The following is a 26,171-nucleotide window of genomic DNA, read 5'->3' as shown; positions in this document are numbered from 1 at the left end:
GGCCCGGAGCGGATCATCCGCGGAATCCGTCTACTGTGGACTCACTTGCCGAGCCACGTGCTGCCGAGGTCGGTGTGCGCCGGGTCCATGTCGATCGACGCGGGGTCGTCCGGCAGCCGCGTGTACAGCCGGATCGCCAGGCCGTCCGGGGTGCGCAGGTCGACGAGGTGACCGGCGAAGCCGGCCAGGACGGGCGAGTGCGCCACGCCGGCGGCGTCGAAGTGCCGGACCCAGTCCTCGAGCGCTGCGCGGTCGGCCACGGCGAACGTGACCGGGTCGTACCCCGCGGTCGCCTCGGCCGCCTCCGGCCACTGCCGGAGTTCGACGGGGACGTCGAGACCCGGCAACCGCACGATCACCCCGAACAGGACGCCGTCGTGGTCGCGGTGGTCGAAGCCCGGCAGGCGTTCCGCGCCCAGCGCGGTGCGGAACCAGGCGAGCGTCGTGGCCAGGTCGGCCGCCGGAAACTTCAGGTGGTGGACGCCGGTGAGGGTCGGGCTCATGTCTTCGAGCGTAGGAGGCGACGGCGTTGGCGCACTGAGCTGGGGTTTCCTAGACTGCGGTCGCAGTCACCGCAGACTTCAGGAGGCACCATGCCTGACGCGCCCGCCCGGCCGAGCTACGCCTCGGGGATCTCCGAGGTCCCGCTGCTCGGGGACACCATCGGCGACAACTTCGATCGGACGGTGGCGGCGCACGGCGACCGGGACGCCCTGGTCGACCGGTTCGCCGGCCGCCGGTGGACCTACCGCGAGCTGGCCGCCGAGGTGAACGCGCTGGCGCTGGGCCTGGTGGCGCAGGGCATCGGCAAGGGCGACCGGGTCGGCATCTGGTCGCCGAACCGGGCCGAGTGGACGTTCCTGCAGTACGCGACGGCCAAGATCGGCGCGATCCTGGTCAACATCAACCCGTCCTACCGGTCGCACGAGCTGGAATACGTGCTCAACCAGGCCGGGATCCGCCTGCTGGTGGCGTCCGACAAGTTCAAGACGTCCGACTACCCCGCGATGGTCGAGGAAGTGCGCGAGAAGTGCGCGCAGCTGGAGCACGTCGTGCTGCTCGGCGGCGAGAGCTGGCAGGCGCTGATGGACGCCGGCCGGCGGGGCGACCCGGCCGCGCTGGCCGAGAAGCAGGCCGCGCTCTCGGCCGACGACCCGATCAACATCCAGTACACGTCGGGCACGACCGGCTTCCCCAAGGGCGCCACCCTCAGCCACCACAACATCCTCAACAACGGCTACTTCGTCGGCGAGCTCTGCAACTACACCGAACAGGACAAAGTCTGCATCCCGGTGCCCTTCTACCACTGCTTCGGCATGGTGATGGGCAACCTGGCCTGCACCAGCCACGGCGCCTGCATGGTCATCCCGGCGCCGGCGTTCGACCCGAAGGCGACGCTCGAAGCCGTCGCCGCCGAGCAGTGCACGTCGCTCTACGGCGTGCCGACGATGTTCATCGCCGAGCTGAACCACCCGGACTTCGCGAGCTTCGACCTGTCGTCGCTGCGCACCGGGATCATGGCGGGCTCGCCGTGTCCGGTCGAGGTGATGAAGCAGGTCATCGACCGGATGGGGATGGCCGAGGTGTCCATTTGTTACGGCATGACCGAGACGTCCCCGGTGTCGACGCAGACGCGCTCGGACGACTCGGTCGAGCGCCGGGTCTCGACGGTCGGGCGGGTCGGGCCGCACCTGGAGAGCAAGGTCGTCGACCCGGAGACCGGGCTGACCGTGCCGCGGGGCGTGCCGGGTGAGCTGTGCACTCGCGGGTATTCGGTGATGCTCGGGTACTGGGAGCAGCCGGACAAGACGGCCGAGGCGATCGACGAGGCCCGCTGGATGCACACCGGCGACCTGGCGGTCATGGACGACGACGGCTACGTCAACATCACCGGCCGCATCAAGGACATGGTCATCCGCGGCGGCGAGAACCTGTACCCGCGCGAGATCGAGGAGTTCCTCTACACGCACCCGGACATCCTCGACGCGCAGGTCATCGGCGTCCCGGACGAGAAGTACGGCGAAGAGCTGATGGCGTGGGTCCAGATGCGCGAAGGCGCTTCGCCGTTGACCTCGGAGAAGGTGCGTGAGTTCTGCGAAGGCAAGCTCGCGCGCTACAAGATCCCGCGGTACGTGCACCTCGTCGAGGAGTTCCCGATGACGGTGACGGGCAAGGTCCGCAAGGTCGAGATGCGCGAGAAGTCGATCACGTTGCTGGGCCTGGAGTCCGCGGCGGCCGCGAAGCACGCCTAAACCGAGCGGGACGCTCGGGCGTTGCCCCTTCGCAAGTGTCGCGAAGGGAGGTCGACATGGTGGAGATCCTGTACTGGGACTGGTGAGCTGAAACGCCGTGAAGGGCACCTTCAGGGACAAACAAGCCCTGAAGGTGCCCTTCACGGCACTCGCGTCAGGAAACTGCGGCCGCCGCCTCGGCGATCGCCTTCTCGTCCTCTTCGCCGAACGTGTCTTCCAGCTGTTCCGGCGAGTAGTCCAGGTCGATCTGCTCCACCGGCATCCCGCGCGCCGACTCGATCGCGCCCAGGCGACGCTGCGCGCGGTCCGCCGCGTACTGGATGATCTCCTCCGGGTCGTTGTCGAACGGCACTTCTTCGAACTGGTCCTGCACCCACTGGATCATGTCGAGCGCGTGGGGGAGCAGCTCGCCCATCCGCTGCTGCACCGCGTCCCACAGCGAGTCGTCCGCGGCCACGTGGCGGCGACAGGTGAACGTGCCCCACGCCATGTGCCGGCGCTCGTCGTCGCCGATGCGGCGGACCAGTTCCTGCATGCCCGGCAGGATGTTCTGCTGGGTGCAGATCAGCTGCCACGAGTAGTACCCCGTCAGCGCGAGGCTGCCCTCGATGACGTGGTTGTACGTCACGCTCGCCCGGATCTGGTTGAGCGGACTGGGATCGTCTTCCAGCGCCCGCAACGACTGTGGCAGCTCTTCGTAGAACAGCTTGCGGTAGTGCGGGTTTTCGGCGACGTACGGGTGCAGGTCCTCGGTCAGCCCGACGGCGTCCATCCACCGCCGGAACACTTCCGTGTGCTTGGCTTCCTCGAAGCAGAACTGCGTCAGGTACATCTCGTCACCGAACCGGCCGGTCGCCGACATCGCCCGCATGAACGGCTGGATGTCCTCGGTGACGGCTTCCTCGCCCGCGATGAACTGTGCGACCAGGTACGTCGTCGACCGCTGCTGTTCGGGGTTGAGCGTGTCCCAGCCTTCGCGTTCGCGGCTGAAGTCGAGGTCCGCCGGGTTCCAGAACTTCTTGTTGCCCTTGACGAACAGCCGCAGCGGGAACGAGTCCCAGTTCAGGCCGCCCTTGCGCAGTGAGGAGAAGCCGGTCCGCAACTCCGGGAGCGTGTCGGTCATCGTGTCACTCCATTGTGGACGATCAGGGGACGAAGTGCCGGATGGCGGGTTCCATGACGGCGGTGACGGCGTCGGCCGCCTCCGTCGCCGTGTGCGTGGGGAGCACGAGGTGCGACAGCGAAAGCCGCACGACGGTCTCCGCGAGCAGGGCGGCGGACTCGGCCGACAGCCCCGGCTCCAGTTCGAGGTAGTGCTCGGCCGCCAGCTCGGCGGCCGCGGTCAGGATCGGCTCGCCCTTGGTGGTCAGCAGCGGCAGCAGGTCTTCGCCGGCTTCGGTGCCGAGCGCCGCCGCGACCAGACGGTTCTCCCGCGCGTGCTCGATCGTGTAGACGACGCCGCGGTGGATGCCGGCCAGCAGGCCGTCCGCCGTCTCGAACCGCTGCCGGATCCCGTCGAGGAACTCCGCCGCGGTGCGCAGCGCCACCGCCTGGGCCAGCGCCGCCTTGTTGCCGAACTCGTTGTAGACGGTCTGCCTGCTCACCCCGGCCCGGGCCGCGACGTCGGCCATCCGCAGCGCCGCGTAACCCCGGTCCGGCAACAGGTCCCCGGCCGCGTCGAGCAGCGCTTCGCGGAGGGACGCCTTGGTCCGGTCAGTGAAGCTGGTCACACCTTCACCTTGACACAGATCGCTCCGCTGTCAAGACGCTGTACATGATCGGTTCGTGTGTAAATCTGTCGGTGGTGGCAGCTACGGTGCTGGTGTGGGCATCACGGTGGGCTTCGACCTCGACATGACACTGATCGACGCGCGGCCGGGCATGGAGGCGGCGATGAACAGGCTCGGCGTCGAGGCCGGTCTGCCGCTGGACGGCGCGGCGTTCGCGGCCAACCTCGGCCCGCCGCTCGACGACGCCCTGCGCGGCTTCGAGGCGCCCGAGGAACGCATCCCGGGGCTGATCGACCGGTTCCGCGCGCTGTACCCGGACATGGTCGTGCCGAGCACGGTCGCGCTGCCGGGCGCGGCCGAGTCGCTGCGCGCGGTCCGGGCCGCGGGCGGGCGCACGCTCGTCGTCACCGGCAAGTACGCGCCCAACGCGCAGCTGCACGTGGACGCGCTCGGCCTGGACGTCGACGAGGTCGTCGGCGAGCTGTGGTCGACGCGGAAGGCCGAGGCGCTCTTGGCGCACGACGCGCGCGTGTATGTCGGAGATCACGCCGGCGACGTCCGGGGCGCGCTCGCCGCCGGGGCGATCCCGGTCGGCGTCACGACGGGTCCGTGCGACCGCGCCCTGCTGCTGCGAGAGGGCGCCGAAGTGGTGTTCGACTCGCTGACGGAGTTCCCCGAGTGGTTCGAACGGACCTTCGCCGGGAGCGTGGTGCCCTGACGCTATTCCATCCATGCCCCCGCCGCCGCCCTCAACGGAGCAGCGGAGCTGCGCTGTTACTTCTTGGCGCGCGCTTCGCGGACCAGCGCGATCAAGCCCAGCAGCAGGCCCAGCGGCGTGATGATCCCGGCGGCGGCCGACAGCCACACCGGCAGGTTCTCCAGGCCGGCGGCGAACATGATGAACACCGCCAGCACGGCGAGCATGCCGAGGCCGAAGAGGCCGATGCCGATCCGCATGAGGAACGGTTTACCGGGGGCGGCCACGGCGGCCTCCTTTGTCGCGGTCGTCATGGGGCAAAGGGTATCCGCCGTTACCGACTTCTCCCCAGGGCATGTGGCGAGATACCCTTTCAGGAGCGCGCCCTGGGTACGCCCACCGGGCGCGTTCGTCGTGAGCGGGACAGCAGAAGGACTGGTGAGGGAAGTGCCGACCGGCAAGGTCAAGTGGTACGACGTGGAGAAGGGCTTCGGCTTCGTCACGCAGGACGACGGTGGCGCCGACGTCTACATCCGCAAGGCCGCGCTGCCGCAGGGCATCGAGGGGCTCAAGGCCGGACAGCGGCTCGAGTTCGGCGTCGCCGACGGCCGTCGCGGGCCGCAGGCGCTCTCCGTCCGGCTGCTCGACCCGCCACCGTCCGTCGCCGAGGCCCGTCGCCGCCCGGCCGAAGAGCTGCATGGCCTCATCGAGGACATGATCAAGCTGATCGAGCTGAAGGTGCAGCCGGACCTGCGGCGCAACCGCTACCCGGACAAGAAGAACACCAAGCAGATCGGCGAGATCATGCGCGCCGTCGCCCGGGACCTGGATCCCTGAGCCGGCGTCACGCCTGCGGCTGGTCGAGCCGCAGGCCCCAGACGTCGCTGGGCAGCAGCCCCGACTCGCCGGTGTCCGCGCGCAGCACGGCCGTGTACCGCTGGACGTCGACCGCCGAGATGCGGTCGGCGGGCGTCGGCGGCGTGACCGTGTACGCGTAGCGGTCCAGCGAGGTGAACGGGATCGGGTCGCTCTGCTTGAACTCGCCCTGCGGGGTCACGTACTCGTAGACGATCTGCCACGGCGCGTCCGCGACCTCGCCGGGCACCGAGACCTGCACCGGCTTGCCCGGCCGGATGCGGAGCGTCTGCGTCAGGCCCTTCGCGCTGCACGGCTGCGCGAGCTGCTGCGAGTAGTCGCACGTCAGCACCGGCGTGGTGTTGATGGTGTGGCCGTCGGCGTAGAAGGTGACCTCGGCCGGGCCGGGCGCCGAGCAGCCGGCCACCGCGAACCCACCGGCCGCAAGCAGGGCCACCACCCGGGAACGTCGCATGTGCCGGAGCCTACCGGCGGGCCCGCGGGTCCCCGGGCAGGCCCTGGGCCGGGAAGCTGCCGGTCGGCTCGGGGCGCAGCGGGCGGTCGCCGCCGAGGCCCGGCACGAGCGAACCGCCGCGGCGCACCAGGTAGGTCTGGGTCAGGCCGACGGCCAGGACGACCGTGATCACCAGGAAGCCGATCCAGTACGTCGGCGGCAGCAGCAGGCCGGCGCCGCCACCGAGGCACCACGCCAGCTGCAGCACGGTCTCCGACCGGCCGAACGCCGACGCGCGCGACTCCTCGGGCAGATCCTCCTGGATCACGGCGTCGAGGCTGATCTTCGCCAGCGCGCTGGCCGTCGCGCCGACCAGGCCGACGATCGCCGCCGTCGCCAAGCCGGGCAGCACGGTCGCCACCAGCGCGGCCAGCACGCAGCTCGCCACGCACGCGACGATCACCTGATCCGGCGAACCGAAGCTCAGCCGCGAGCCCAGGGCGTTGCCGAGGAACCCGCCGGCCCCGGCCGCGACGCCGATCACGCCCAGCAGCAGCAGCTGCATGAACGGGGTGTGCCCGGTGCCCTCGGTCTGGGCCTTCACCGCGAACGCGGCGAACATCATCAGGAAGCCGGTGAGCACGCGCACCGAGCCGTTGCCCCACAGCGCGACGACGATGTGGCGGCCCAGCGGCTGACGCCGTTTCTTCTCGGTCGGGTGCGCCGAAAGCGACGTCGGGACCTCGCCCTCGGTCGCCTCGACCCAGGCCGGGATCCGCATCGACTGCACAGCCGCGGCGACGCAGATCAGCGCCGTGAACCACAGCGCGCCCGCCGAGCCGGTGATGGCGTTGATGCCGCTGGCCAGCGCGCCGAACGTGCCCGCGGCGATCAGGCCGAACGTGGTCAGCCGGGCGTTCGTCTTGGACAGCGTGATCTCGGACGGCAGCACGCGAGGCGTCACCGCGGCCTTGAGCACGGTGAACGACTTCGAAAGCACCATCATCCCGAGCGCGGCCGGGTAGAGCAGCCAGTCGTCGAAGTGCAGCGCCATCACGACGGCCATCAGGCCCTGGCCGACCGACGACGCGCACATCGCCAGCCGACGGCCGCGCTGCACCTTGTCGAGCGCGGGCCCGATCACCGGCGCGACCAGCGCGAACGGCGCGATCGTGATGAGCAGGTAGAGCGCCACCTTGCCCTTGCTCTCGCCGCTGGTCGCGGCGAAGAACAGGGTGTTGGCCAGCGCGATCGCCATCGCCGCGTCGCTGGCGTAGTTCAGCATCACGGCGTAGTTCAGCGAGGTGAGGCCGGACTTCTCGGCGCCGTCGGCCTTCGTCGCGCGCTGGAAGGCGCCGACGGCCTGGCCGGTCAGCTGCCGCCCGCGCATCGCCGCCACGCGCGTGACGGTGATCTTCTTCGGCAGCTTCGGCGTGCCGCCGGGAGTGCGCGGCTCTTCCCGGGGCGCCGGTTCGGGCTCGGGCGGGCGCGGCTCACCGGCGTAACCGCCGGTGTCGTAGTGCTCGTACTCACCGCTGCCGGGGTGGTGTTCGCCCTGGTAGAAGCCGCCCGGCGGGGCCGGCTCGCGGCGGACCTGCTCGGTGCGGTTCGGGTCGGCGCGGCCCGGGTCGTGGGCCGGGTACGGCCGGGCGCCACGCGGCGGCGGTGGCCGGTGTCCGGTCGGTGCGGCGGCGGTCGGGGCCTCGTTCGCGTCCGGGACGCGGGGTGCCTGGTCGTAGTACCCACCCGGCGGCTCGCGCCGGGGCGGCGCCTGGCGGGGTGGCTCTTGCCGGGGCGGCTGGGGTCGTTCCGCGTACGGGGGATCGACGCGGGCCGGGTTCACCGGCGGCGCCGCGGGGCGGTCGACGCGAGTCGGGTTCGCGGGCGGTGCCGCGGCGCGGTCGACCCGGGTGGGGTTGGCGGGCGGGGCGGCCGGGCGGTCGACGCGCGTCGGCGCGGCCTCCCGCCAGGAGCGGGCCTGGGCCGCGCCCGGTTCCGGCGTCCAGCGTCGCTTGCTCTTCCGGCCGCGCTGACCCGACCGGCCGGTGCGTGCGCCGTCGGAGCCGGAACGGGAGCCGAAGAGTGCCACGCCTCAATCCTGCCTTACCCGGGGCCGGTTCCGCCTGCTCATCCGTGCTTCGGCGGGACGAACCTCACCCGGAACGTGACCGGCCACTGCTTGCCGGCCAGCAGGAACTCGTCGGTCCCCGGGACGGCGGCGATCCCGTTGAGCACGGCTTCCTGGTCGGTCACCTTCGCCTGCGCACGCAGCTGACCTGCGTCGATCGTCGCGGTGACGTGCCCGGTGGCGGCGTCGATCCGCAGGACGGTGTCGGTGTGCCAAACGTTTGCGTAGACGTCGTCGCCGACGCACTCGAGTTCGTTGAGCTGGTCGCGGCCGACGTCGACACTGCCGGTCACGGCGAAGGTCTTCGGGTCGCGGAAGGTCAGCCACGACGAGCCGTTGCTCATCACCAGCCGGCCGCTGTCCTGGTGGCACAGCCCCCAGCCCTCACCCTGGAACGGCACCCGCCGCAGCTCGGCGAGGGTCTTCGTGTCGCGTTCGATCGCGAAGCCGTCCTGCCAGGTGAGCTGCCAGAGCGTCGGGCCGAGGATCGTGACGCCCTCGCCGAACAGCGGCGACGGCAGCGTGGCGCGTTGGCCGGGCGGTCCGCCGGCGGGTCCCGCGGTCAGCTGCGACTGACCGGCGAGGCCGGTGCTTTCGTAGAGCGTGCCGCCCGCGAACTCGAGGCCTTCGGTGAACGCGGCGGGGTCGTGCGGCAGCGTCGAGACCACCTGGACCGTGAGTTGTTCCGGGCCGGACGGCGTGGCGGGAGTGCCCGCGCAGCCGCCGAGCGCGGCGGCCAGCAGCAGCGTGGTGAGGATCGGCGTGCGCACGTAGAACAGCCTGGCACGGGCGCCGCGGGTGCGTGCGGCACAATTGGCCGCATGACTCTGCTGCTGACCCTGGACGACGGCTCCGTGCAGCGCAAACTCGCCGATGCGGTGGAGTTCGCGCGTGTCGCGGTGCTGGCGGAAGCGCCCGAGGAGCAGATCGGTGCCCACGTCGGCGCCGGCCGGGAGGACGCGGTCTCGGCGAGTCACCTGTTCGAGGCGCAGGTGCCCGGCTACCGCGGCTGGCGCTGGTGCGTGACGATCGCCTTGGCGGGCGACGACGAGCCGGTGACGGTCAGCGAGGTCGTCCTGGTGCCCGGCCCCGAGGCGCGCATCGCGCCGGCGTGGGTGCCGTGGGAGCGCCGGGTCCGCGCGGGCGACCTGGGCGTCGGCGACATCTTCCCGACGGACGACAACGACCCCCGCCTAGCACCGGCGTACCTCCAGTCGGACGACCCGGCGGTGGAGGAGGTGGCCCGCGAGACGGGCTTGGGCCGCATCCACGTCCTGTCCCGCTTCGGCCGCGAAGACGCGGCAACCCGCTGGCACGGCGGCGAGTTCGGCCCCCGCTCGGACATGGCCCGGTCGGCGCCGGGAGTGTGCGGAACGTGCGGTTTCTTCGTCCCGCTGGCGGGCTCGCTGCGAGGCGGCTTCGGAGCATGCACGAACGACATAGCCCCAGCGGACGGCCACGTGGTCGACGTCGAGTACGGCTGCGGAGCGCACTCCGAGGTAGAGGTCGAGGTGACATCGTCGATCCCGGTGGCAGAACTGGTCTACGACGACTCACTGCTGGAGTACGACACGCCTGAAGCAGCGCCGGTTGCTGAGCCTTCGGAAGCTCCGGCGGCTGAGGTTGTTTCGGTGCCCACGGCCCGAGCCGAGGGAACGGTCGCAGACCCGACGGTGGCCGAGGTCGAAGCGGTAGCGGTGGTCGAGGCCACGGAGGCAGTCGAGTCCCCGGCAGCGGAGCCCGAGACCGCGGTGACGGAGGCCGACCTGTCACCGGCGGAGGTGGAGCCGGAGGTAGCGGAGGCCGAGGCAGCAGCGAAGACGCAGGCCGAGCCGCTGACGGCGGAGGCGACTCAGTCTGAGGTGACGGCGGAAGCCGAGCCGGCCGAGGTCGACCCGGTGGCGGCTGGGACCGAGCCGGTTGTGGTTGACCCGGTGGCGGCGAAGGCCGAGTCGGTTGAGCCGGTGGCTGCCGGGACCGAGCCGGTTTCGGCTGAGCTGGCGGCGGCAGAAGCCGAGTCGGTTGTGGCTGAGCCGGTGGCGGCGGAGACCGAGTCGGCGGAGCCGGTGACCGCTGGGACCGAGCCGGCTGCAGCTGAGCCTGTGGCCGTCGGGACCGAGTCGGCCGAGGTTGACCAGGTGACTGCCGGGACCGAGTCGGCCGCGGTTGCGCCGGTGGCGGCTGAAGCCGCGCCGGGAGCTGAGGTTTCGGAGCCGATCCAGGCCGAAGCGACTGCCGAGCCGCAGTCGATTGTGCCTGAGGCCGAGCCGGATACGGCGGCGGCCGAAGCGGCAGCGGCGGAGCCGCTGACCGTCGAGACGGAGTCCGCTGCGGCCAAGCCGTTGCCGGAAGAAGCCGAGCCAGCTGCTGCGGCGTCGGCGGAGACCGAGTCGGCGGAGGCCCAGCCCGTTGCGGCGGAGACCAAGCCTTCTGAGGCCGAGGTTGCGGAGCCGGCCCAGGTCGCGGTGACTGCCGAGCCGCAGTCGGTCGTGCCGGAGGCTGAGCCGCTGGCGGCTGAGGCGCCGGAGTCGACCCAGGTCGGTGCCGAGTCGCAGGTGGTCGAAGCCGAAGGTGTTGCGGTCGACCAGCAGTCGGCTGAGCCGGTTGCGGCGGCCGAGCAGGCTGAGGTGTCGGAGCCGGTCCAGGCTGCGGAGCCTCAGGAGGTTGAGCAGGCCGCGGGTGCTGGCTCTGAAGCCGAAGCGGCTTCCGAGCAGGAGTCGGCCCGGGTTGATGTTGCCGAGTTGCCGGACGCTACGCCCGAAGCTCAGGAAACTGCGGTGGGCGAGACCGGTGCGGCTGACGTGCCGGAATCGGCCCAGGGCGATGTGGCTGCTGAGCCACAGGTGGTCGAGGCTGATGATGCCGCGGTCGCTGAGCTGTCCGTGGTGGTCGGCGAGCCGGTTGCGGCTGAGGCTGAGGTGACCGACACCGCTGTCGGGCCGCTGGCGGACGGTTCCGAGGTCGAGTTGCCGGAAGCCGTGCTGACCGACTCTGTTGTCACCGAGACCGTCGAGTCGCAGAAAGTCCAGCCTGCTCAGGCCGAAGTGACCTATGCGGTTGTCGCCGAGCCGACTCAGGCCGAAGGCGCCGAAGCAGGGAGCGCGGGCACCGGGGCGGCAGAAGCAGCAGCTGACGCCACGGAAACCGAGGTTGCGCATCACGACGGCACCGGGGTTGCGGAGACCAAGGCTGTGCACCAGGACGGCACCGGGACCGGGGCTGCGGAAACCGAAGCCAAGCACCACGACGGCACCGAGACCGATCACCGCAGCGAACGGTGACCGGGCCTGCGGCTGCTGAGTCGGCCAGTGCTGATCCCTTCGGTACTGCGCGGCTTCGGGATGCGACTCTGCGCGCCTGGCGGGACTCGCCCACTCGGCTTATCGAGGACACCAACGTCGAGCGGGACCTGCGTGTTGGGGCCTATCGGGATCGGCTCTTTGTCGAGCTTGCGCAGAACGCTGCCGATGCCGCCATGGCCGCCGGTGTGCCTGGGCGCGTCAAAGTGTCGCTTGTGGACAGTCAGCTGAGGTTCGCCAACACCGGCGCGCCGCTCGACGCGCGGGGTGTGGCCTCGCTCGCGTCGCTGCGGGCGTCCGGCAAGACCGGGGACACCGTCGGGCGGTTTGGGGTCGGCTTTGCCGCCGTCCGGACCGTTTCCGATGAGCCGCAGGTGCTCAGCACCGCTGGTGGGGTCGTCTTTTCCGCGGAGCGGACTCGCGAAGCCGCCGGGATCGACGGTGACGTTCCCGTTCTGCGTCTTCCGTGGCCGATCGAGGCCAAACCGTCCGCCGGCTTTGACACCGAAATTCGCCTGCCGCTGCGTGGCGATGTTGATGGGCGGGCTCTTCTCGACGAGCTAGGCCGGGACATCGGTGACCTTCTGCTTGCCCTGCCCTGGCTGGCCGAGGTCGATGTGGACGGTCGCGTTTGGACTCGCGATGCCGACCAAGACATCGTCGAGATTCGTGGGCCTGGAAAGAAAACCCGGTGGCTGACTCATCGCGGTGACGTCGTCTGGGCCGTGCCGGTCGACGATCACGGAACTCCGGTTCCGCTCGTGGAAGACGTTCTGCACGCGCCGACGCCGACCGATGACGGGCTTTCGCTGCCCGCTCGGCTGCTCGCGCCCGTGCCGGTCGAGCCGTCGCGACGGCGGGCGCTGCCCGGTGAAGAACTCAAGCGGGCGCTCGAAAAGGCCGCGGAAGAGTACGTCGATCTGGTTCGGCTGCTGCCGCCGGAACACCGGTTCGCGCTCGTGCCCGTGCCCGGGTTTCCGAAGTCCACTGTGGACGCGCAGCTGCGGGACGACGTGCTGGCGCAGCTCGCCACCGAACCGTGGTTGTCCACTCAGGACGGTCGGGAGGTCTCCGGCCGTCAAGCTCGCGTGATCGACGTCGACGTGCCTGGGCTGCCCGCGTTGCTGACCGACGTCGTTCCCGATCTGCTCGCCGAAGCGCCGCCCGCCAGTGCGCTCAAAGCGGTTTCCGTGCAAGTGATCAGCGTCGAAGAGGTGCTGGAAACGCTTACCGGCGCCACGCGGGAGCCGTCCTGGTGGCACGACGTCTACCAAGCACTGAACATCGCCGTCGAATCCCACGCGCTCGCCGCGGCCAGGCTCGACGGGCTGCCCGTGCCGCTCTCCGACGGCCGTACGTTGCCCGGTGCGCGGGGCAGCCTGCTCGTCGACGGCTCGGCCGAACTGCTCGACCTGCTGTCCGATGTGGACATTCCGGGGCTGCGGCTGGTGCACCCCGCGGCGTCGCACCCGCTGCTGGAACGGCTGGGCGCCAAGCACGCCGACGCGCGTGAGCTGCTCAACGCCGACCAGCTGCGCGACGCCGTCGAGCGCAGTGTCGAGGACGTCCGGTCCGGTTTGGACGGGACGACGCTCGCCGGTGCGGTCCTCCGGCTGATCGCCGACTGCGGGGACGACGCTCCACAGTGGACCAGCGCGCTCGCGTTGCCCGCCACCGACACCTGGCGCCGTGCCGACGAACTCGTGCTCCCGGCGTCGCCGCTCATCGACATCTTCGACGAAGAGGTCTTCGAGGAGGACGGCACGCTCGACGTCCTCGACGACGACTTCGCCGAAGACTGGCCGGACGGGACGCTGAAAGCCGTCGGTGTGCTCGACTCGTTCGCGCTGGTCAACGACGACGAGCCGCACGAACCCGACCACGACCTGCCGGACGAGGAAGCCTGGTGGGACGCGCGCTCCGAGCCGCCGTCGACGCTCGTCGCGATCCGGGACCTCGACCTCGTCGCCGACGACTCCTGGCCCGCGGCGCTGCGCCTGCTCGCGGCGCGGCCCGAGACGTGGCACGCGCTGCGCACGCCCGGCGGCCACGCCGCCTGGTGGATCGCGCAGTACGCCGTGCTCGGCGGCCTGGCGCCGAACGAGTGGCGGCTACCGGACGCCGACCTCGCCGGGCTCTACGACGAGGTCCCCGACGTCGGCCTGACCGAAGACCTGCTCCGGATCGCCGGAGTGCGCAAGGATCTCACGCTGTCCACAGTGGACGAGGCGGCGGACGTCCTGCGCCGGCTCGGCGACCCCGACCGCACCGTCTCGGCCGGCCTGGCCACGCGGGCCTACGACGCCGTCGTCGAGTCCGGGTTCGATCCCGGCGCGCCGGACGCCGTCCGGGCCGCGGACGGGTCCGTCGTCGAAGACGCGCTGGTCCTGGACGTGCCGTGGGTCGCCGGGGCGCTCGAACCGGACCAGTACGTCGTCGCGCCCGACGAGCCGGAGCGGCTGGCGGACCTGCTCGACCTGCCGTTGGCGAGCACCACCCCCGCCGAGATCATCAGCGAGGGCGAGTACGCGCCGTGGGCCGAGCTGCCCGCGCTCAAGCTCGTCGCCGAGCAGCTCGGGATCCGGCTGCCGGAAGGTGGCGTGCTGGTGCACGACCCGCTGACCGTGTCGATCCAGCTCACCGAGCACGACGTCCAGTGGTGGTCCGACGGCCGGCTGCACGCGGCCGACACGTCGGAGGGCCTGGCCCGCGCGTTCGCCTGGGCGACCGGGCGCTGGCCGGACCGGCACCTCATCACGGCGCTGCTCGACGACCCGTCGCCGCGGACGCTGCTGGCGTAAAGGACTAGACCCGCTGCGCGGAACGAGAGCCGCGGCGGGCGGCGGCGCGCTGCCACAGGATGATCGCCATCCCGATGAAGCCGAGCACGAACCCGGCCAGCGCCGTCTGCACCCACAGCCCCGAAGTCGTGAAGAAGAGCACCACCAGCGCGACGGTCCAGATCGTGGTGCCTACGATCACCACCGGCGTCAGGTCGGTCAGCCTCTTGGGCAGTTCCGGCGTGTGCCGCAACGAGCCCGTAACCTCCGGTGGATTGCTCGGATCACTCACGAGGTGCAGGGTACTCCGCAGCAGCGAGAGAATGGGCAGGCGAATGGCGGAGCAGGAGACGACCCCCACCGGGACGCCGGAGGCGGCCGGCACCGGGACGTCCACACTGGACCGGTTCTTCAAGATCACCGAGCGCGGGTCGACCGTGCCGCGCGAACTGCGCGGCGGCCTGGTCACGTTCGTCACGATGGCCTACATCGTGGTGCTGAACCCGCTGATCATCGGCAGTTTCGCGCCGGACGACGCGGCCGCGCACAAGGACCTGCTCGGCGGGATCCTGCCGGTGCCGCAGGTCGCCGCCGTCACCGCGCTGGTCGCCGGGGTCATGACGATCCTGATGGGCCTGGTCGCGAACTACCCGTTCGCCATCGCCACCGGCCTGGGCATCAACAGCCTGGTCGCGGTCACCATCGCCCCGCAGATGACCTGGCCCGAAGCGATGGGCCTGGTCGTCATCGAGGGCGTCATCATCGTGGCGCTCGTGCTCACCGGCTTCCGCACGGCGGTGTTCAAGGCGGTGCCGGCGTCGCTGAAGTCCGCGATCGCCGTCGGCATCGGCGTCTTCATCTGCCTGATCGGCCTGGTCGACGCCGGGTTCGTCCGGCGGCTGCCGGACGACGCGCACACCACCGTCCCGGTCGGCCTTGGCATCAACGGCTCGATCGCGTCCTGGCCGACCGCGGTGTTCGTCGTCGGCCTGCTCATCACCGGCATCCTGGTGGTGCGCAAGGTCAAGGGCGCGATCCTGATCGGCGTGCTGTCCTCGACGGTGCTGGCCATCGTGGTCGAGGCGATCGTCAAGGCCGGGCCGTCGAAGGGGACAAACCCGAAGGGCTGGAACCTCGGCTACCCGGCGCTGCCGGACCAGGTGCTCGGCCTGCCGAACCTCTCGCTGGTCGGCGACGTCTCGTTCGGCGCGTGGACGCGGCTGCCGATCATCACCGTCTGCCTGCTGGTGTTCACGCTGGTGCTGGCCGACTTCTTCGACGCCATGGGCACCATGACCGGCCTGGGCAAGGAAGCCGGGCTGATCACGAAGGACGGCCAGCTGCCCAACGTCGGCAAGGCGCTGTTCGTCGAGGGTCTCGCGGGCGCGGCCGGTGGTTTCGGCTCGGCCAGCTCGAACACGGTGTTCGTCGAGTCGGCGGCCGGCATCGCCGAAGGCGCCCGGACGGGCCTGGCGAACGTCGTCACCGGCGTGCTGTTCATCGCCGCGATGTTCCTGACGCCGCTCTACCAGGTGGTGCCGGTCGAAGCGGCCGCGCCGGCGCTGGTCGTGGTCGGCGCGATGCTGATGGCGCAGGTGCGCGACATCGACTTCACCGACTACGCGATCGCGCTGCCGGCGTTCCTGACCATCGTCGTCATGCCGTTCACGTACTCGATCGCGAACGGCATCGGTGCCGGCTTCGTCAGCTACGTCGTGATCCGCGCGGCCACCGGCAAGGCCCGCCAGGTGCACCCGCTGATGTGGGTGATCGCGGTGGCGTTCGTCGCGTACTTCGCGGTCGGCCCGATCCAGGCGGCGTTCAGCTGATCAGCCCGGTGCGCTGACCTTCATCGCGGCGTCCAGGACGCCGCGGTTGCGGTCGAACTCGGCGGGCGGCGCCTCGAAGCGGATCGTGACGAGGCTGTCGCCCGCGCCGAGCCCGACGACGGCGACCCGCTCGGGCGTGCCGTCGCGGAGGTAGGTGTAGTCCCATTCCGCCGCGTCCGGGATGTCACCGGCTTCGGCGGGCGTGACGACCGAGCCGTCGTAGTGGGTCTTCGCGGCGATGGCCTTGAGCCCGCTCAGGGCGTCTTCCTGCGTGATCGGCACCTTGTCGGTCTCCAGCAGGAGGTTGCCGCTGCGGTAGCTCGCGCGGTCCTTGTCGCGGGTCACGGCCCAGCCCGCCGGGACCGGGATCCGGATCGCCCAGCCGCGGCCGTCCGCCACGTCCGGGAACGCGTACTCCGCCACGGACGGCTGCGCGGACGGGCTCGGTGCCGTCGTCGTCGACGGCGGTGGTGCGGCCGCCGGCGCTTCGCCGCTCCAGAACTGCGCCACCACGACGGCCAGGATCGCCGCGCCGACCACGGCCGCGCCCACCAGTTTCTTGTTCATCCGCCCCCCAGGTTCCTCCGTCGGGAAGGACGCGCGGCCGTCTTCCGGGTTGCGGGTTGACGGAGATCACCTGAAGGGAGGAAGTTTCGTAAGGTATGCTAACTATATGTCCGGCGACACGCACGAACGCTCCTTGGCGAGCCGTCTGCGTCTCGCGGTGGTCCGGCTCAACCGCCGGCTGCGGGCACAGCGCGTCGGGGACGATCTGACGTTGACGCAGGTCGCCGCGCTGTCCACCTTGCACAAGTGCGGTGCGCTGACCCCGGGTCAGCTCGCCGCGAAGGAAGGCGTCCAGCCGCCCTCGATGACGAGGGTGATCGCCGCGCTCGAGGAGATGAAGTTCGTCGAGCGGCGGCCGCACCCGACCGACGGCCGGCAGGCCATCGTCGAGTTGTCCGAGAGCGGGCTGGCCTACGTTCAGCGGGCCATCTCCGTCCGGGAGGCGTGGCTGGACCGGCAATTGGCCGATCTCGGTGACGAAGAGCGTGAAGTGCTCTCGAAAGCCGCCGAAATCATCGACAGGATGGCGGGGAACTAACCACGGTGACCACCACGGGTAGCGAAACAGAACGACAGATCGAGACCACTGCTACCCGGGACACGGCACCACCGCCGTCTTCGTCACCGCCGTCCGAATCCGTGCCCCAGCGTCGCGGCAGCATGTTCGCCTCCCTGCGGGTCCGCAACTACCGGCTGTTCTTCACCGGCCAGGTCATCTCGAACATCGGCACCTGGATGCAGCGCATCGCCCAGGACTGGCTGGTGTTCACCCTCAGCGGCAACAACCCGATCGCCCTCGGCGTCGCGGTCGCGCTGCAGTTCACGCCGACGCTGTTCCTCTCGCTGTGGGCCGGGGTCCTCGCCGACCGCGTCGACAAGCGGCGGCTGCTGACCTGGATCCAGGCCGCGGCGTGTTCGCAGGCCGTCGTGCTGGGTGTGCTGGACCTGACCGGGCTCGTGGCGCTGTGGCAGGTCTACGTCCTGTGCTTCACGCTCGGCATCACGGCGGCGCTCGAAGTGCCGACGCGGCAGTCGTTCGTCGCCGAGATGGTCGGGCGGGACCAGATCGCGAACGCCGTCGCGCTGAACTCGTCGATCTTCAACATGGCCCGGATCGTCGGCCCGGCGATCGCCGGCTTCGCGATCACCTGGATCGGCACCGGCTGGCTGTTCATCGCCAACGCGGCCAGCACGATCGCGGTCATCACCGGGCTGATCCTGATGAACCCGGACAAGCTGTTCCGCGTCGCGGCCGTGCCGCGCGAGAAGGGCCAGCTGGCCGAGGGCCTGCGGTACGTCCGCCGCCGGTCGGACCTGATGACGGTGATGGTGCTGGTGCTGTTCGTCAGCACGTTCGGCATCACGTACTTCAGCTCGCTCCCGATCGTCGCGGCCAACGTCTTCCACACCGCGGCCGACGGTTACGGCCTCCTTTCGACCCTGGTCGCGGTCGGCACCTTCACCGGCGCGATCATGTCCGCCCGCCGCGGCACGAAGGGCAGGCCACGGGTGCGGCTGATGCTGATCTCGGCGTTCTTCCTGGGCGTGTTCGAGCTGATCACGGCGTTCATGCCGAACTACCTGACGTTCGGCCTCGGCCTGATCCCGCTCGGCTTCGCCACGATGACGTTCCTCAACACGGCGAACGCGCTGGTGCAGACCTCGGTCAGCCCGGAGATGCGCGGCCGGGTGATGGGCCTGTACGTGCTGGTCCTGATCGGCGGCAACCCGATCGGCGGCCCGATGGTCGGCTGGATGGCGCAGGCGTTCGGCGGGCGGTCTCCCTTCTACATCGGCGGCGCGGTCTCGGCGCTGGCCGCGGTGGTCTGCGCGATCGTGCTGATCCGGCGGGGCGGGGTCTCCTGGCCGGTGCAGCGGGGGTTCGGGCTGCGGGTGCTGAAGCGGACGAAGGTCTAGCCAGGCGGCTCGCGCACCCAGCCGGCCGGTTCGCGTACCCGGAGGGTCGGTTCGCGTGCCGGGGCGGTCGGTTCGCGTACCTGGAGGGTCGGTTCGTGCGTCCTGGGGTCAGCTGCCGAGTAGCTGGGGGACCATCGACTCGGCCCACGCGCGTAGCTCCTCGTCGGACTTGCGTGGGGACGTCCACGCGAGCTGGACTTGTTGTCGTGATTCGTCGCTGAGCCGGATCACCACTCGCGGGTTGTCGACCATGGCGGGCCGGCCACCGATCCGGTCGGGGAAGTCCTCGGTGCAGCAGTCGTCGCTCGACGCCTGGACACCCAGACCGTCTTCGCGGTGTTCGCACTTGCCGCTGTGCTTCGGCACGAAGTCGATGAGTGGCCGCTGGGTGCTCTGGGCCAGCAGGGAACAGAGCTGCCACGCGATCATCGGGGTCGAAGCGTCGACGATGCCGCTGCCGGGGGTCGGCCCGACCGCGCGGGACGGGATCGAGTCGTCGTAGGACGCCTTCGGCAGCGCCGGCCCGGGGGCGGTGATGGCGTTGACGATCCCGTCGCCGATGGTTTGTGCCAGGCCGCGCAGATCGCGGGCCGTCTGGTCCCGGGGGTCCTGGGAGACGGAGATCTCCAGGACCGGTTTCGCCCAGTCCGGCGCGCCTGGCCCGAGCAACCGGGTGACGACGCTCGCATCCTTCAAGAACCGTGATTGGTACGAAGTGGCGGCACGGCCGCCGACGGTGACCTGCTCCGGTGCGTCACCGGACCGGGTCGGCCTCCCGTCGCCGAGCTTGGCCGAAACCCGGAGCGTCGTGGTGACGACCTGGCAGCCGAAGATCACGTTGACCTGGCGGAGGACCGGCCCACCGAGCAACTTCGCCCAGGTCGCTTCGGGCAGCGCCGAGCACAGGACGTGGCTTGCCGTGTAGCCGGGCAGGGCCGCGACCATTTCGCCGGTCGGCATCGGCACCTCGCGGACCGGCTCCGCGCCCTGTTCCGGCCACGGGCTGGGCAAGGTCGTCGGTGGGGCGGGTAGCGAGACCGGCGGGAACACGATGCGAAACGCCAGCCACGCCCCGCCGCCGAGCAGCGCGGTGAAGGCGAGGACGGCGACGACGATCAGCGCCGCGGTACGGGTGGAGCTCCCCCTTGTGTTCACGCTGTGACCGTATCGGCACGCACCGACAGAAACCGTCGGTTTCGCGCGCCGGAGGTCACCCGTACGAGTGAGATCCGAGTCTCCCTGGAAGACCCCTTGCCTCACGAGATGAGGTTAGGCTAACCTCATACATGTCCGCTTCGTGGTGGGAGCGGCAGTCAGTTCGGGAACGGACGGAGCCCCGGCCCTGGGAACCCCAGGCCGGGGCTTCGTTCATATGCGGGTCACGGCAGTGTCGGGCTGAGCGAAGGGCTCGTCAAGGGGTTCTCACCCGGGAGCGTGGGCAGGCGCTGCAACGCCATCCCGAAGTACACCCGGTAGGCCGCGCGGATCGCGTCGTCGCCGGTCAGGGGGACCTCGTGGCGGACGCCGTCCTCCGTCTCGATCAGCTTGGCGCCCGAGAGCGTCACGCGGCCCTGGGACGTCGGGCGGGAGCACGTCAGCGACCGCGTGAAGTGCGACTCCGGGGACGTCGACTGCCACCAGGCCATCGGCACGAAGTCCGCGAGCGGGCGCGGACGGCGTTCCAGGCGGTACTGCGGCTTCCCGTCCATGAGCACGTCCACGTCGCCGTACGGCGCGTCCAGCAGCAGGAAGTCGCCTTCGGGGTCGTTCTGGGCGTCCACTCCGGACAGGCGCAGTGGGTGCCGGGAGAACCGGCCGAAGCCGACGTCGAGCAGCCACGGCTCGTCGAGCTCGACGACGACCGCCGCGTGGTCCAGGGGCGGGCCGAGCGAGCCGTTCGGGCGGAAGACCTGCGCCGCGCGCAGGGAAGCGTCGTAGCCGAGCTCGCGCAGCAGGGCGGCGAACAGGCCGTTGAGCTCGTAGCAGAACCCGCCGCGGCGCCGCTCCACGATCTTGGTGAACAGCGCCTCCTCGGTGAGCTCGATCGGCTCGCCGAGGTGGACGCTCAGGTTTTCGAAGGGGACCGCCGCCAGGTGGCGTTCCTGCAGGGTGCGCAGCGTCGCGAGGTCGGCCGCCGCGGGCCATGCGACGCCCAGCCGGGCCAGATACGCGTCAACGTCCATGCCCTCAAGCCAAGCACCTCGACCGCACTCGAGGTCAAGCGAATTCACCCGGAACGGAAACGGGGCCCTCCACAGTGGAGGGCCCCGCTTGCGCACCGCGTGCTCAGCCGAGCAGCAGGCCGTTGCCGCCGGCGACGGCGTTGTCGAAGCGCTTGCTGATCTCGGCCCAGTTGAAGATGTTCCACAGGGCCTCGACGTACTTCGGCTTCACGTTCTTGTAGTCCAGGTAGAACGCGTGCTCCCAGACGTCGACCAGCAGGATCGGCACCGTCGGCAGGATCAGGTTGTTGTGGTGGTCGCGCAGCTGCTGGGTGATCAGCGTCTTGCCGATCGGGTCCCAGGAGAGCGCGCCCCAGCCGTTGCCCTGGATCGTCGTCGACACGGCGGTGAACTGCGCCTTGAACTTGTCGAAGGAGCCGAAGGCCTCGTCGATCGCGGCGGCCAGCTCGCCGGTCGGCTTGTCGCCGCCTTCCGGCGACAGGATCTTCCACCACACGACGTGGTTGGCGTGGCCGGCCAGGTTGAAGGCCAGCGTCGTCTCGAGACCGACGATGCCACCGAAGTCCCCGGCGTCGCGGGCTTCCGCGATCTTGTCGAGGGTGTCGTTCGCGCCCTTGACGTAGGTCGCGTGGTGCTTGCTGTGGTGCAGCTCGTTGATCTCGCCGGAGATGTGGGGCGCCAGGGCGCTGTAGTCGTAGTCGAGATCGGGGAGCTCGTAGCGGGCCATTGGCCCTCCTTCTGTCTTCGACAAGTTTCCGGTATCGAACCTAGTAGCACACGGCCGCTCGCGGCGAGCGGGGGCGGCTCGTCGTCACTGCGTGGGACGACGGTTCGACAGTGGCGTACCCGGGGGCGCACCACCCGAAACCGAGCCTGCAACCTGGACTTAAGTCGAGGTCAAGGTGCTGTGACGACGATCATTCAGGCCGTGCGGAACTCGTCCAGCCGCTGGGCCAGCTCGTCGAACACCGCGACGTTGCACTCGAACGCCACCAGCGTCTCGTCGATCACCCGGGCGCGCTCGGCGTCGGCCCAGGGCGCGTTGTCCAGCTTCGCGCGGTAGACGTCGCGGAACTTCGGGGCGCTGCCGATGCCCTCGAAGTGGTAGAAGAGCGTGCCCGCGTCGGCGACGTCGTACGTCTTCTCCAGCAGGCGGCGGATGGCCTGGCCGCCCGCGATGTCGCCCAGGTAGCGCGTGTAGTGGTGGGCGACGTAGCCGCCGGCCCACGCGGACGCCTCTTCGACGCGCGCCACGTACGCGCGGGTCGACGCCAGTGGCGTGATCGTCGAGCGCCAGTCCGGGCCGACGAGGTGCGCCAGGTCGCGCTCCAGGCTCGGCAGCCGGCGGAGCGCGTCGAAGACGAACTCGCCGCCGACCGGGTCGCCGGCCATCCGGTCGCTGGCCGCCTCGATCGCGCTGTAGATGAAGTAGTACTGGACCGCCAGCTGGGTGTAGCCGTCCTGGGACAGCTCGCCGCCGAGCAGCGCGCGCATGTACGTCGAGTAGTTCGCCTTCTCGTGCACCTGCAGCGTCGAGGCGCGCAGGGTCGCCGAGAACGGACGGGTGTCGAGGTCCGTGGTCACCGACATGGAAGGCCTCCCGGCGATCGATCTGACACACTGTCAGAAAGAGCCTAAGCCATAACCAGCGGTAAGGCTACCCTAAACTTTCGCCGTCCCGACCGCTCGCAGCACGAACCGGACGGCCGCTTCGACGACGTCGTCGCGCTGCTCCGGCGGCCCCTCGACCAGCGCCCGGTTGCCCAGCGCGGCGGTGATCATGGCGATCAGGACGTCCGGGTCCTCGGCCGGCCAGCGCCCCAGGTCGACGCCGCCGGCGAGGATCGCGCGCAGCCGGTCGGTGATCGGGTCGGCGTGCGCGCTGATCCGCCGGTACGCCGCGGGGGCCAGCGCCGACGCGAGCGCCGTGCCCGGCGGCATGTGGTACTCGGCCAGCACCCGCAGCTGGAGCCGGACGAACGTGGCGAGCTGGTCCACCGGGTCGGCCTGGGCCTCGACGGCGTCGGTCAGCCGGGTGACGTACCGGGCGGCCTCGTCCTCGACGAAGGCGACGAGCAGGCTCTCCTTGTCCGGGAAGTGGTTGTACAGCGCGCTCCGGCCGACGCCGGCGGCCGCGGCGACGCCGGTGAGCGAGATCGCGTCGAAGCCGCGTTCGTACAGCTGGGCGCGCAGGACGTCGAAGACGCGCGCGCGGACTTCACGGCGATGCGCCTCCAGCGACCCACCGAGAATCTTCGGCATCGGCCCAGGCTAATCGGCCACGGGCCACGTGTGCACGGGCTCGCCCGCTTCCGAGAGCTCCAGGTAGCGCCCGAGCATCCGGGTCAGCGCCGCCTCCCGGTCGAGCCCGTGCTCCTGCGCGTGCACGACGAAGTCGCGCTGCCAGGTGGCCCCGGTCCGCCGCGCGAGGCACCGCTGCTCGATGATCCCGAGGTAGCGCTCGCGGGCCTCGTCGGAGACGTCGGAGGCGCGCAGCCCCTCGTGGGCCAGCGGGAGCAGCACGCGCAGCGCGAGCTCGTCCGGCGGGATCCAGCCGATGCCCGGCCAGTACAGCTGCGCCTCGAAGCCGCGGCGCGCGCCCGCGTACAGGTTTTCCTCCGCCGCCTGGAACGACATCTGGCTCCACACCGGGCGTTCCGCCTCGGCGAGCGCGCGCTGGGCGCCGTAGAAGAACGCCGCGTTCGCCACGGTGTCGACGACCGTCGGCCCGGCGGGCAGGATGCGGTTCTCGATGCGCAGGTGCGGCAGGCCGTCGACGACGTCGTACACCGGGCGGTTCCAGCGCCAGATGGTGCCGTTGTGCATCCGCAGCTCGGTGAGCTTCGGCGCCTGACCGGCGTCGAGCGCCTCGATCGGGTCTTCGGCGTCGGTTTCCGGGAGCAGGCCGGGGAAGTAGCGGACGTTCTCCTCGAACAGGTCGAAGATCGACGTGATCCAGCGCTCGCCGAACCACACCCGCGGCCGGACGCCCTGGTTCTTCAGCTCTTCCGGGCGCGTGTCGGTCGCCTGCAGGAACAGCGGGATGCGCGTCTCCTGCCAGAGCGCCTTGCCCAGCAGGAACGGCGAGTTCGTGGCGAGCGCGATCTGCAGCCCGGCCAGGCACTGCGCGGCGTTCCAATGGGCGGCGAACTCCTCCGGCGCCACCTGCAAGTGCAGCTGCACGCTCGTGCACGCGGCTTCCGGAAGAATGGATTCCGCATAGCTGCGCAGACGTTCCGGTTGCTGGCCCGGCAGCGGCGCGCCCTCCATCGCCAGCACGGTCCGTTCGCCGCGCGCCGCGAAGATCTGGTCGTTCAGCGTGACGTACCGGGATTTGTTGGTGAGCCATTTCTGGTCGAAGTGCTCGTGCTTCAACGTCGGCAGGATGCCGATCATGGCCAGCGCCGACCCGTTGTCCCCGGCTTTCGCCGACGCCGTGCTCAAGTACGCGCGGAGGTCGTCTTCCAATTGGAGCGCGGAATCGCCGGCCAGCGGCCGCGGCGGCACGTTCAGCTCCAGGTTGTGCTGGCCCAGCTCGGTGGTGAACGACGGGTCGTCCAGCGCTTCCAGCACGGCCGTGTTCGTCATCGACGGCCGTAGCTCGCGGTCGACCAGGTTCAGCTCCACCTCGAGCCCGATGTTCTTGCGGGGGAAGGAAAAACTGCCGTCGGTGAGCATCCGGGCCAAGGTGTCGAGACAGCGCTGCACCTTGCGGCGGTACCGTCCTCGATCGAGCGTGTTGAACGGTTGTGCCGCCAGGTCCATCCCCATGACCATCCCTGCTTCGCGTCGGCGTGGAACTAGTACGTGTTTCAGGTTCCCGGCGGATAACCGTTTCACAGCGGTTGAATCCGTGCTAGCGGCCAAACTGGTGCTCTCCGTCACCGGGAGTTAACCGACAGCAAATTGAACCCGTTCGTACCAGAGTGGCGTGGACGTTCGGACCAGTGAGCGACCCGGCAAGCGGATGACAGACTGGGCGGATGGCCGTGATCCACACCGATGACCGGGACGACCCGCGACTCGACGACTTCCGCGACCTGTCCACTGCGGACCGGCGTCCGGACCGCCCTGGTGGCAAGGGACTCGTGATCGCCGAGGGCACCGTCGTGGTGTCGCGGCTGCTGGCGTCCCGGTACCCCGTGCGCGCGCTGCTGGGCGTCGAACGGCGGTTCGCCGAGCTGGCGGACGACCTGGCCGGGACGGACGCGCCCCAGTACGTCACTTCGGCGGAGGTGATGGCCGACGTCGTCGGCTTCCACCTCAACCGCGGCATCCTCGCGATCGCCGACCGGCCGGCGCCGCCGACGGTATCCGACGTCGTGGCCGGGGCCGGCACGATCGCCGTGCTGGAAGGCGTGGGGGACCACGAAAACCTCGGCGCGCTCTTCCGCAACGCGGCCGCGCTCGGCGTCGACGGCGTGCTGCTCGGCCCCGGCTGCTCCGACCCGCTGTACCGGCGCAGCGTGCGCGTGTCCATGGGACACGTCCTGCGCGTCCCCTTCGGGTACCTGACGGACTGGCCGGGCGGGCTCCACGACCTGCGGGCGCGCGGGTTCGCCGTCGCCGCGTTCACCCCGCGGCCGGGCTCGGTCCCGCTGCGCGAGCTGCGTGAGCGCGTGCCGGGTCCGGTGGCCCTGCTGTTCGGCGCGGAAGGGCCCGGACTGACCGAGACGGCGCTCGCGGCTGCTGATCACGCGGTCCGGATACCCATGCCCGCCGGAGTCGACTCCCTCAATATCGCGACGGCCGCCGCCGTGGCGTTCTACGAACTGGTCTCGGGTGACTAAGGTGACGGCGATCTCTATTCTCGGCTGACCCCCGCCGGCGCGAAAGGACCCCATGGAGCTGCGGATCCGCGGTGAGCGCGCGGTGCTGGCCGGACCCGGTGGCGACCAGGCGCGCGAGGTGGATCCGTACAAGCTCGCGATCGGCGGGGACCTGGCGCAGGCCCTGCACGAGTGGGCGCGGGTGGCTTCGGCCGTGTCCGCCGACCCGGGTGCGGAGGCGGCCTCCGTCGTCTCGCAGCGCGGCCGTCAGCTGGCCGGCCGGCTGGCCGCGGTGATGGGCACGGCCGTGCGGTTCGTGGATCCGGTGACCGGCGCCGACACCGTCGTCGAGCCGCCGCCGCGCCAGCCCGAAACCGGCCGGAAGCTGGTCCGGACGGTGCTCGGCCCGCCGGGACCGCCCGGCGAGCCCACCCCGTGGGTCACCGGGCTGATCGTCTCCGCGTTCATCGCGGCCGTGGTCGTGGTGGCGATGCTGGCGCTGGCGACGACGCTCGCGCGCGAGACCAGCAGCTGGCTCGCCCTGGTGGCGTCCGTGGTGGTGACGGCCGGGATCGCGCCGTCGCTGTGGCTGATCCGCCGCACCCCGATCCTGCGCTGGGCCGCCTACGGCGCGGCGGGCGGCGTGCTGATCGCGTGGATCGGCGTGCTGGTCATCGTCTTCAGCGGCGCCTGACGCAGGGGATACTGGCG

General features: G+C 70.5%; 25 protein-coding genes. 10 read left to right on the top strand and 15 right to left on the bottom strand.

What is annotated here, in order from left to right:
* Positions 1 to 41 precede the first annotated feature (41 nt).
* Positions 42 to 503: a VOC family protein gene (locus OG439_RS33660; protein WP_326944698.1), complete on the bottom strand. Its 462-nt coding sequence runs from the start codon at positions 501 to 503 to the stop codon at positions 42 to 44.
* A gap of 90 nt (positions 504 to 593) precedes the next feature.
* Between OG439_RS33660 and OG439_RS33655 the strand changes: the two genes are divergently transcribed.
* On the top strand, positions 594 to 2,252 hold the full coding sequence (locus OG439_RS33655; RefSeq protein ID WP_326944697.1) for an AMP-binding protein: 1,659 nt from the start codon (positions 594 to 596) through the stop codon (positions 2,250 to 2,252).
* Between the two features lie 154 nt (positions 2,253 to 2,406).
* On the opposite strand, the gene OG439_RS33650 is transcribed toward OG439_RS33655, so the two are convergent.
* Positions 2,407 to 3,375, bottom strand: coding sequence for a R2-like ligand-binding oxidase (locus OG439_RS33650; RefSeq protein WP_247058467.1), 969 nt, complete (start codon positions 3,373 to 3,375; stop codon positions 2,407 to 2,409).
* 22 nt (positions 3,376 to 3,397) lie between these two features.
* Entirely contained in the window at positions 3,398 to 3,982 is a 585-nt protein-coding gene (locus tag OG439_RS33645; protein ID WP_247058465.1) for a TetR/AcrR family transcriptional regulator, read from the bottom strand.
* Between the two features lie 94 nt (positions 3,983 to 4,076).
* Here OG439_RS33645 and OG439_RS33640 point away from each other — a divergent pair, with 94 nt between their 5' ends.
* Positions 4,077 to 4,700 (top strand): HAD family hydrolase, encoded by a 624-nt coding sequence (locus OG439_RS33640; RefSeq protein ID WP_326944696.1) that lies wholly within the window; start codon positions 4,077 to 4,079, stop codon positions 4,698 to 4,700.
* Between the two features lie 56 nt (positions 4,701 to 4,756).
* On the opposite strand, the gene OG439_RS33635 is transcribed toward OG439_RS33640, so the two are convergent.
* Positions 4,757 to 4,993, bottom strand: a complete 237-nt coding sequence (locus OG439_RS33635) for a hypothetical protein (protein WP_247058461.1) — start codon at positions 4,991 to 4,993, stop codon at positions 4,757 to 4,759.
* Between the two features lie 133 nt (positions 4,994 to 5,126).
* On the opposite strand from OG439_RS33635, the gene OG439_RS33630 reads away from it, so the two are divergent.
* The gene (locus OG439_RS33630) at positions 5,127 to 5,516 is read left to right on the top strand and encodes a cold-shock protein (protein ID WP_326951683.1); all 390 of its coding nucleotides are present in this window, start codon (positions 5,127 to 5,129) and stop codon (positions 5,514 to 5,516) included.
* A gap of 7 nt (positions 5,517 to 5,523) precedes the next feature.
* Here OG439_RS33630 and OG439_RS33625 read toward each other — a convergent pair whose 3' ends face one another.
* The 3 genes from OG439_RS33625 to OG439_RS33615 are packed head-to-tail and all read right to left on the bottom strand — an operon-like array spanning position 5,524 to position 8,886.
* Positions 5,524 to 6,009 (bottom strand): DUF2771 family protein, encoded by a 486-nt coding sequence (locus tag OG439_RS33625; protein ID WP_326944695.1) that lies wholly within the window; start codon positions 6,007 to 6,009, stop codon positions 5,524 to 5,526.
* Between the two features lie 10 nt (positions 6,010 to 6,019).
* Positions 6,020 to 8,077: an MFS transporter gene (locus OG439_RS33620; RefSeq protein ID WP_326944694.1), complete on the bottom strand. Its 2,058-nt coding sequence runs from the start codon at positions 8,075 to 8,077 to the stop codon at positions 6,020 to 6,022.
* Between the two features lie 38 nt (positions 8,078 to 8,115).
* Positions 8,116 to 8,886, bottom strand: a complete 771-nt coding sequence (locus tag OG439_RS33615) for a glutaminyl-peptide cyclotransferase (protein ID WP_326944693.1) — start codon at positions 8,884 to 8,886, stop codon at positions 8,116 to 8,118.
* Positions 8,887 to 8,937: 51 nt separating this feature from the next.
* Between OG439_RS33615 and OG439_RS33610 the strand changes: the two genes are divergently transcribed.
* Positions 8,938 to 11,397 (top strand): DUF3027 domain-containing protein, encoded by a 2,460-nt coding sequence (locus OG439_RS33610; RefSeq protein WP_326944692.1) that lies wholly within the window; start codon positions 8,938 to 8,940, stop codon positions 11,395 to 11,397.
* Positions 11,394 to 14,216, top strand: coding sequence for a sacsin N-terminal ATP-binding-like domain-containing protein (locus OG439_RS33600; RefSeq protein WP_442792237.1), 2,823 nt, complete (start codon positions 11,394 to 11,396; stop codon positions 14,214 to 14,216). The genes OG439_RS33610 and OG439_RS33600 overlap by 4 nt, the downstream gene beginning before the upstream one ends.
* A gap of 4 nt (positions 14,217 to 14,220) precedes the next feature.
* Here the strand turns inward: OG439_RS33600 and OG439_RS33595 are convergent, their stop codons facing one another.
* Complete coding sequence (locus tag OG439_RS33595) at positions 14,221 to 14,448, bottom strand: DUF2530 domain-containing protein (protein WP_247063724.1); 228 nt, start codon at positions 14,446 to 14,448, stop codon at positions 14,221 to 14,223.
* 82 nt (positions 14,449 to 14,530) lie between these two features.
* Between OG439_RS33595 and OG439_RS33590 the strand changes: the two genes are divergently transcribed.
* On the top strand, positions 14,531 to 16,024 hold the full coding sequence (locus OG439_RS33590; protein WP_326951682.1) for an NCS2 family permease: 1,494 nt from the start codon (positions 14,531 to 14,533) through the stop codon (positions 16,022 to 16,024).
* Here the strand turns inward: OG439_RS33590 and OG439_RS33585 are convergent, their stop codons facing one another.
* On the bottom strand, positions 16,025 to 16,591 hold the full coding sequence (locus tag OG439_RS33585; protein ID WP_326944689.1) for a hypothetical protein: 567 nt from the start codon (positions 16,589 to 16,591) through the stop codon (positions 16,025 to 16,027).
* A gap of 106 nt (positions 16,592 to 16,697) precedes the next feature.
* On the opposite strand from OG439_RS33585, the gene OG439_RS33580 reads away from it, so the two are divergent.
* Together OG439_RS33580 and OG439_RS33575 are read left to right on the top strand one after the other, a co-directional pair.
* Complete coding sequence (locus OG439_RS33580) at positions 16,698 to 17,129, top strand: MarR family winged helix-turn-helix transcriptional regulator (RefSeq protein WP_247058446.1); 432 nt, start codon at positions 16,698 to 16,700, stop codon at positions 17,127 to 17,129.
* 122 nt (positions 17,130 to 17,251) lie between these two features.
* Positions 17,252 to 18,508 (top strand): MFS transporter, encoded by a 1,257-nt coding sequence (locus tag OG439_RS33575; protein ID WP_326944688.1) that lies wholly within the window; start codon positions 17,252 to 17,254, stop codon positions 18,506 to 18,508.
* Between the two features lie 108 nt (positions 18,509 to 18,616).
* Here OG439_RS33575 and OG439_RS33570 read toward each other — a convergent pair whose 3' ends face one another.
* From OG439_RS33570 to OG439_RS33545, 6 genes are all read right to left on the bottom strand, one after another.
* Positions 18,617 to 19,663, bottom strand: coding sequence for a hypothetical protein (locus OG439_RS33570; RefSeq protein WP_326944687.1), 1,047 nt, complete (start codon positions 19,661 to 19,663; stop codon positions 18,617 to 18,619).
* Between the two features lie 224 nt (positions 19,664 to 19,887).
* Entirely contained in the window at positions 19,888 to 20,691 is an 804-nt protein-coding gene (locus OG439_RS33565) for an arylamine N-acetyltransferase family protein (protein ID WP_326944686.1), read from the bottom strand.
* A 103-nt stretch (positions 20,692 to 20,794) separates the two neighbouring features.
* Positions 20,795 to 21,418, bottom strand: coding sequence for a superoxide dismutase (locus OG439_RS33560; protein WP_247058440.1), 624 nt, complete (start codon positions 21,416 to 21,418; stop codon positions 20,795 to 20,797).
* A 194-nt stretch (positions 21,419 to 21,612) separates the two neighbouring features.
* Complete coding sequence (locus OG439_RS33555) at positions 21,613 to 22,281, bottom strand: biliverdin-producing heme oxygenase (RefSeq protein WP_326944685.1); 669 nt, start codon at positions 22,279 to 22,281, stop codon at positions 21,613 to 21,615.
* A 72-nt stretch (positions 22,282 to 22,353) separates the two neighbouring features.
* Positions 22,354 to 22,953: a TetR/AcrR family transcriptional regulator gene (locus tag OG439_RS33550; RefSeq protein WP_326944684.1), complete on the bottom strand. Its 600-nt coding sequence runs from the start codon at positions 22,951 to 22,953 to the stop codon at positions 22,354 to 22,356.
* A gap of 9 nt (positions 22,954 to 22,962) precedes the next feature.
* A complete protein-coding gene (locus OG439_RS33545) occupies positions 22,963 to 24,462 on the bottom strand; it encodes a glutamate-cysteine ligase family protein (protein ID WP_247058435.1) in 1,500 nt (499 codons plus the stop codon).
* 212 nt (positions 24,463 to 24,674) lie between these two features.
* Here OG439_RS33545 and OG439_RS33540 point away from each other — a divergent pair, with 212 nt between their 5' ends.
* Together OG439_RS33540 and OG439_RS33535 are read left to right on the top strand one after the other, a co-directional pair.
* Positions 24,675 to 25,481 (top strand): TrmH family RNA methyltransferase, encoded by an 807-nt coding sequence (locus OG439_RS33540; protein WP_326944683.1) that lies wholly within the window; start codon positions 24,675 to 24,677, stop codon positions 25,479 to 25,481.
* 52 nt (positions 25,482 to 25,533) lie between these two features.
* On the top strand, positions 25,534 to 26,154 hold the full coding sequence (locus tag OG439_RS33535) for a DUF2537 domain-containing protein (RefSeq protein WP_247058431.1): 621 nt from the start codon (positions 25,534 to 25,536) through the stop codon (positions 26,152 to 26,154).
* Positions 26,155 to 26,171: the final 17 nt, after the last annotated feature.

The organism is Amycolatopsis sp. NBC_01307 (assembly GCF_035975215.1).
GTDB lineage: Bacteria > Actinomycetota > Actinomycetes > Mycobacteriales > Pseudonocardiaceae > Amycolatopsis.
Note: the sequence above shows the minus strand (reverse complement) of the source record. Positions and strands in the feature narration are given on the sequence as shown.

Excerpts from the sequence above, each read along its gene's own strand:
- OG439_RS33660 (WP_326944698.1), bottom strand. The coding sequence starts at position 503 with ATGAGCCCGACCCTCACCGGCGTCCACCACCTGAAGTTTCCGGCGGCC.
- OG439_RS33655 (WP_326944697.1), top strand. The coding sequence starts at position 594 with ATGCCTGACGCGCCCGCCCGGCCGAGCTACGCCTCGGGGATCTCCGAG.
- OG439_RS33650 (WP_247058467.1), bottom strand. The coding sequence starts at position 3,375 with ATGACCGACACGCTCCCGGAGTTGCGGACCGGCTTCTCCTCACTGCGC.
- OG439_RS33635 (WP_247058461.1), bottom strand. The coding sequence starts at position 4,993 with ATGACGACCGCGACAAAGGAGGCCGCCGTGGCCGCCCCCGGTAAACCG.
- OG439_RS33625 (WP_326944695.1), bottom strand. The coding sequence starts at position 6,009 with ATGCGACGTTCCCGGGTGGTGGCCCTGCTTGCGGCCGGTGGGTTCGCG.
- OG439_RS33610 (WP_326944692.1), top strand. The coding sequence starts at position 8,938 with ATGACTCTGCTGCTGACCCTGGACGACGGCTCCGTGCAGCGCAAACTC.
- OG439_RS33590 (WP_326951682.1), top strand. The coding sequence starts at position 14,531 with ATGGCGGAGCAGGAGACGACCCCCACCGGGACGCCGGAGGCGGCCGGC.
- OG439_RS33585 (WP_326944689.1), bottom strand. The coding sequence starts at position 16,591 with ATGAACAAGAAACTGGTGGGCGCGGCCGTGGTCGGCGCGGCGATCCTG.
- OG439_RS33580 (WP_247058446.1), top strand. The coding sequence starts at position 16,698 with ATGTCCGGCGACACGCACGAACGCTCCTTGGCGAGCCGTCTGCGTCTC.
- OG439_RS33575 (WP_326944688.1), top strand. The coding sequence starts at position 17,252 with ATGTTCGCCTCCCTGCGGGTCCGCAACTACCGGCTGTTCTTCACCGGC.
- OG439_RS33565 (WP_326944686.1), bottom strand. The coding sequence starts at position 20,691 with ATGGACGTTGACGCGTATCTGGCCCGGCTGGGCGTCGCATGGCCCGCG.
- OG439_RS33560 (WP_247058440.1), bottom strand. The coding sequence starts at position 21,418 with ATGGCCCGCTACGAGCTCCCCGATCTCGACTACGACTACAGCGCCCTG.
- OG439_RS33555 (WP_326944685.1), bottom strand. The coding sequence starts at position 22,281 with ATGTCGGTGACCACGGACCTCGACACCCGTCCGTTCTCGGCGACCCTG.
- OG439_RS33550 (WP_326944684.1), bottom strand. The coding sequence starts at position 22,953 with ATGCCGAAGATTCTCGGTGGGTCGCTGGAGGCGCATCGCCGTGAAGTC.
- OG439_RS33545 (WP_247058435.1), bottom strand. The coding sequence starts at position 24,462 with ATGGGGATGGACCTGGCGGCACAACCGTTCAACACGCTCGATCGAGGA.
- OG439_RS33540 (WP_326944683.1), top strand. The coding sequence starts at position 24,675 with ATGGCCGTGATCCACACCGATGACCGGGACGACCCGCGACTCGACGAC.
- OG439_RS33535 (WP_247058431.1), top strand. The coding sequence starts at position 25,534 with ATGGAGCTGCGGATCCGCGGTGAGCGCGCGGTGCTGGCCGGACCCGGT.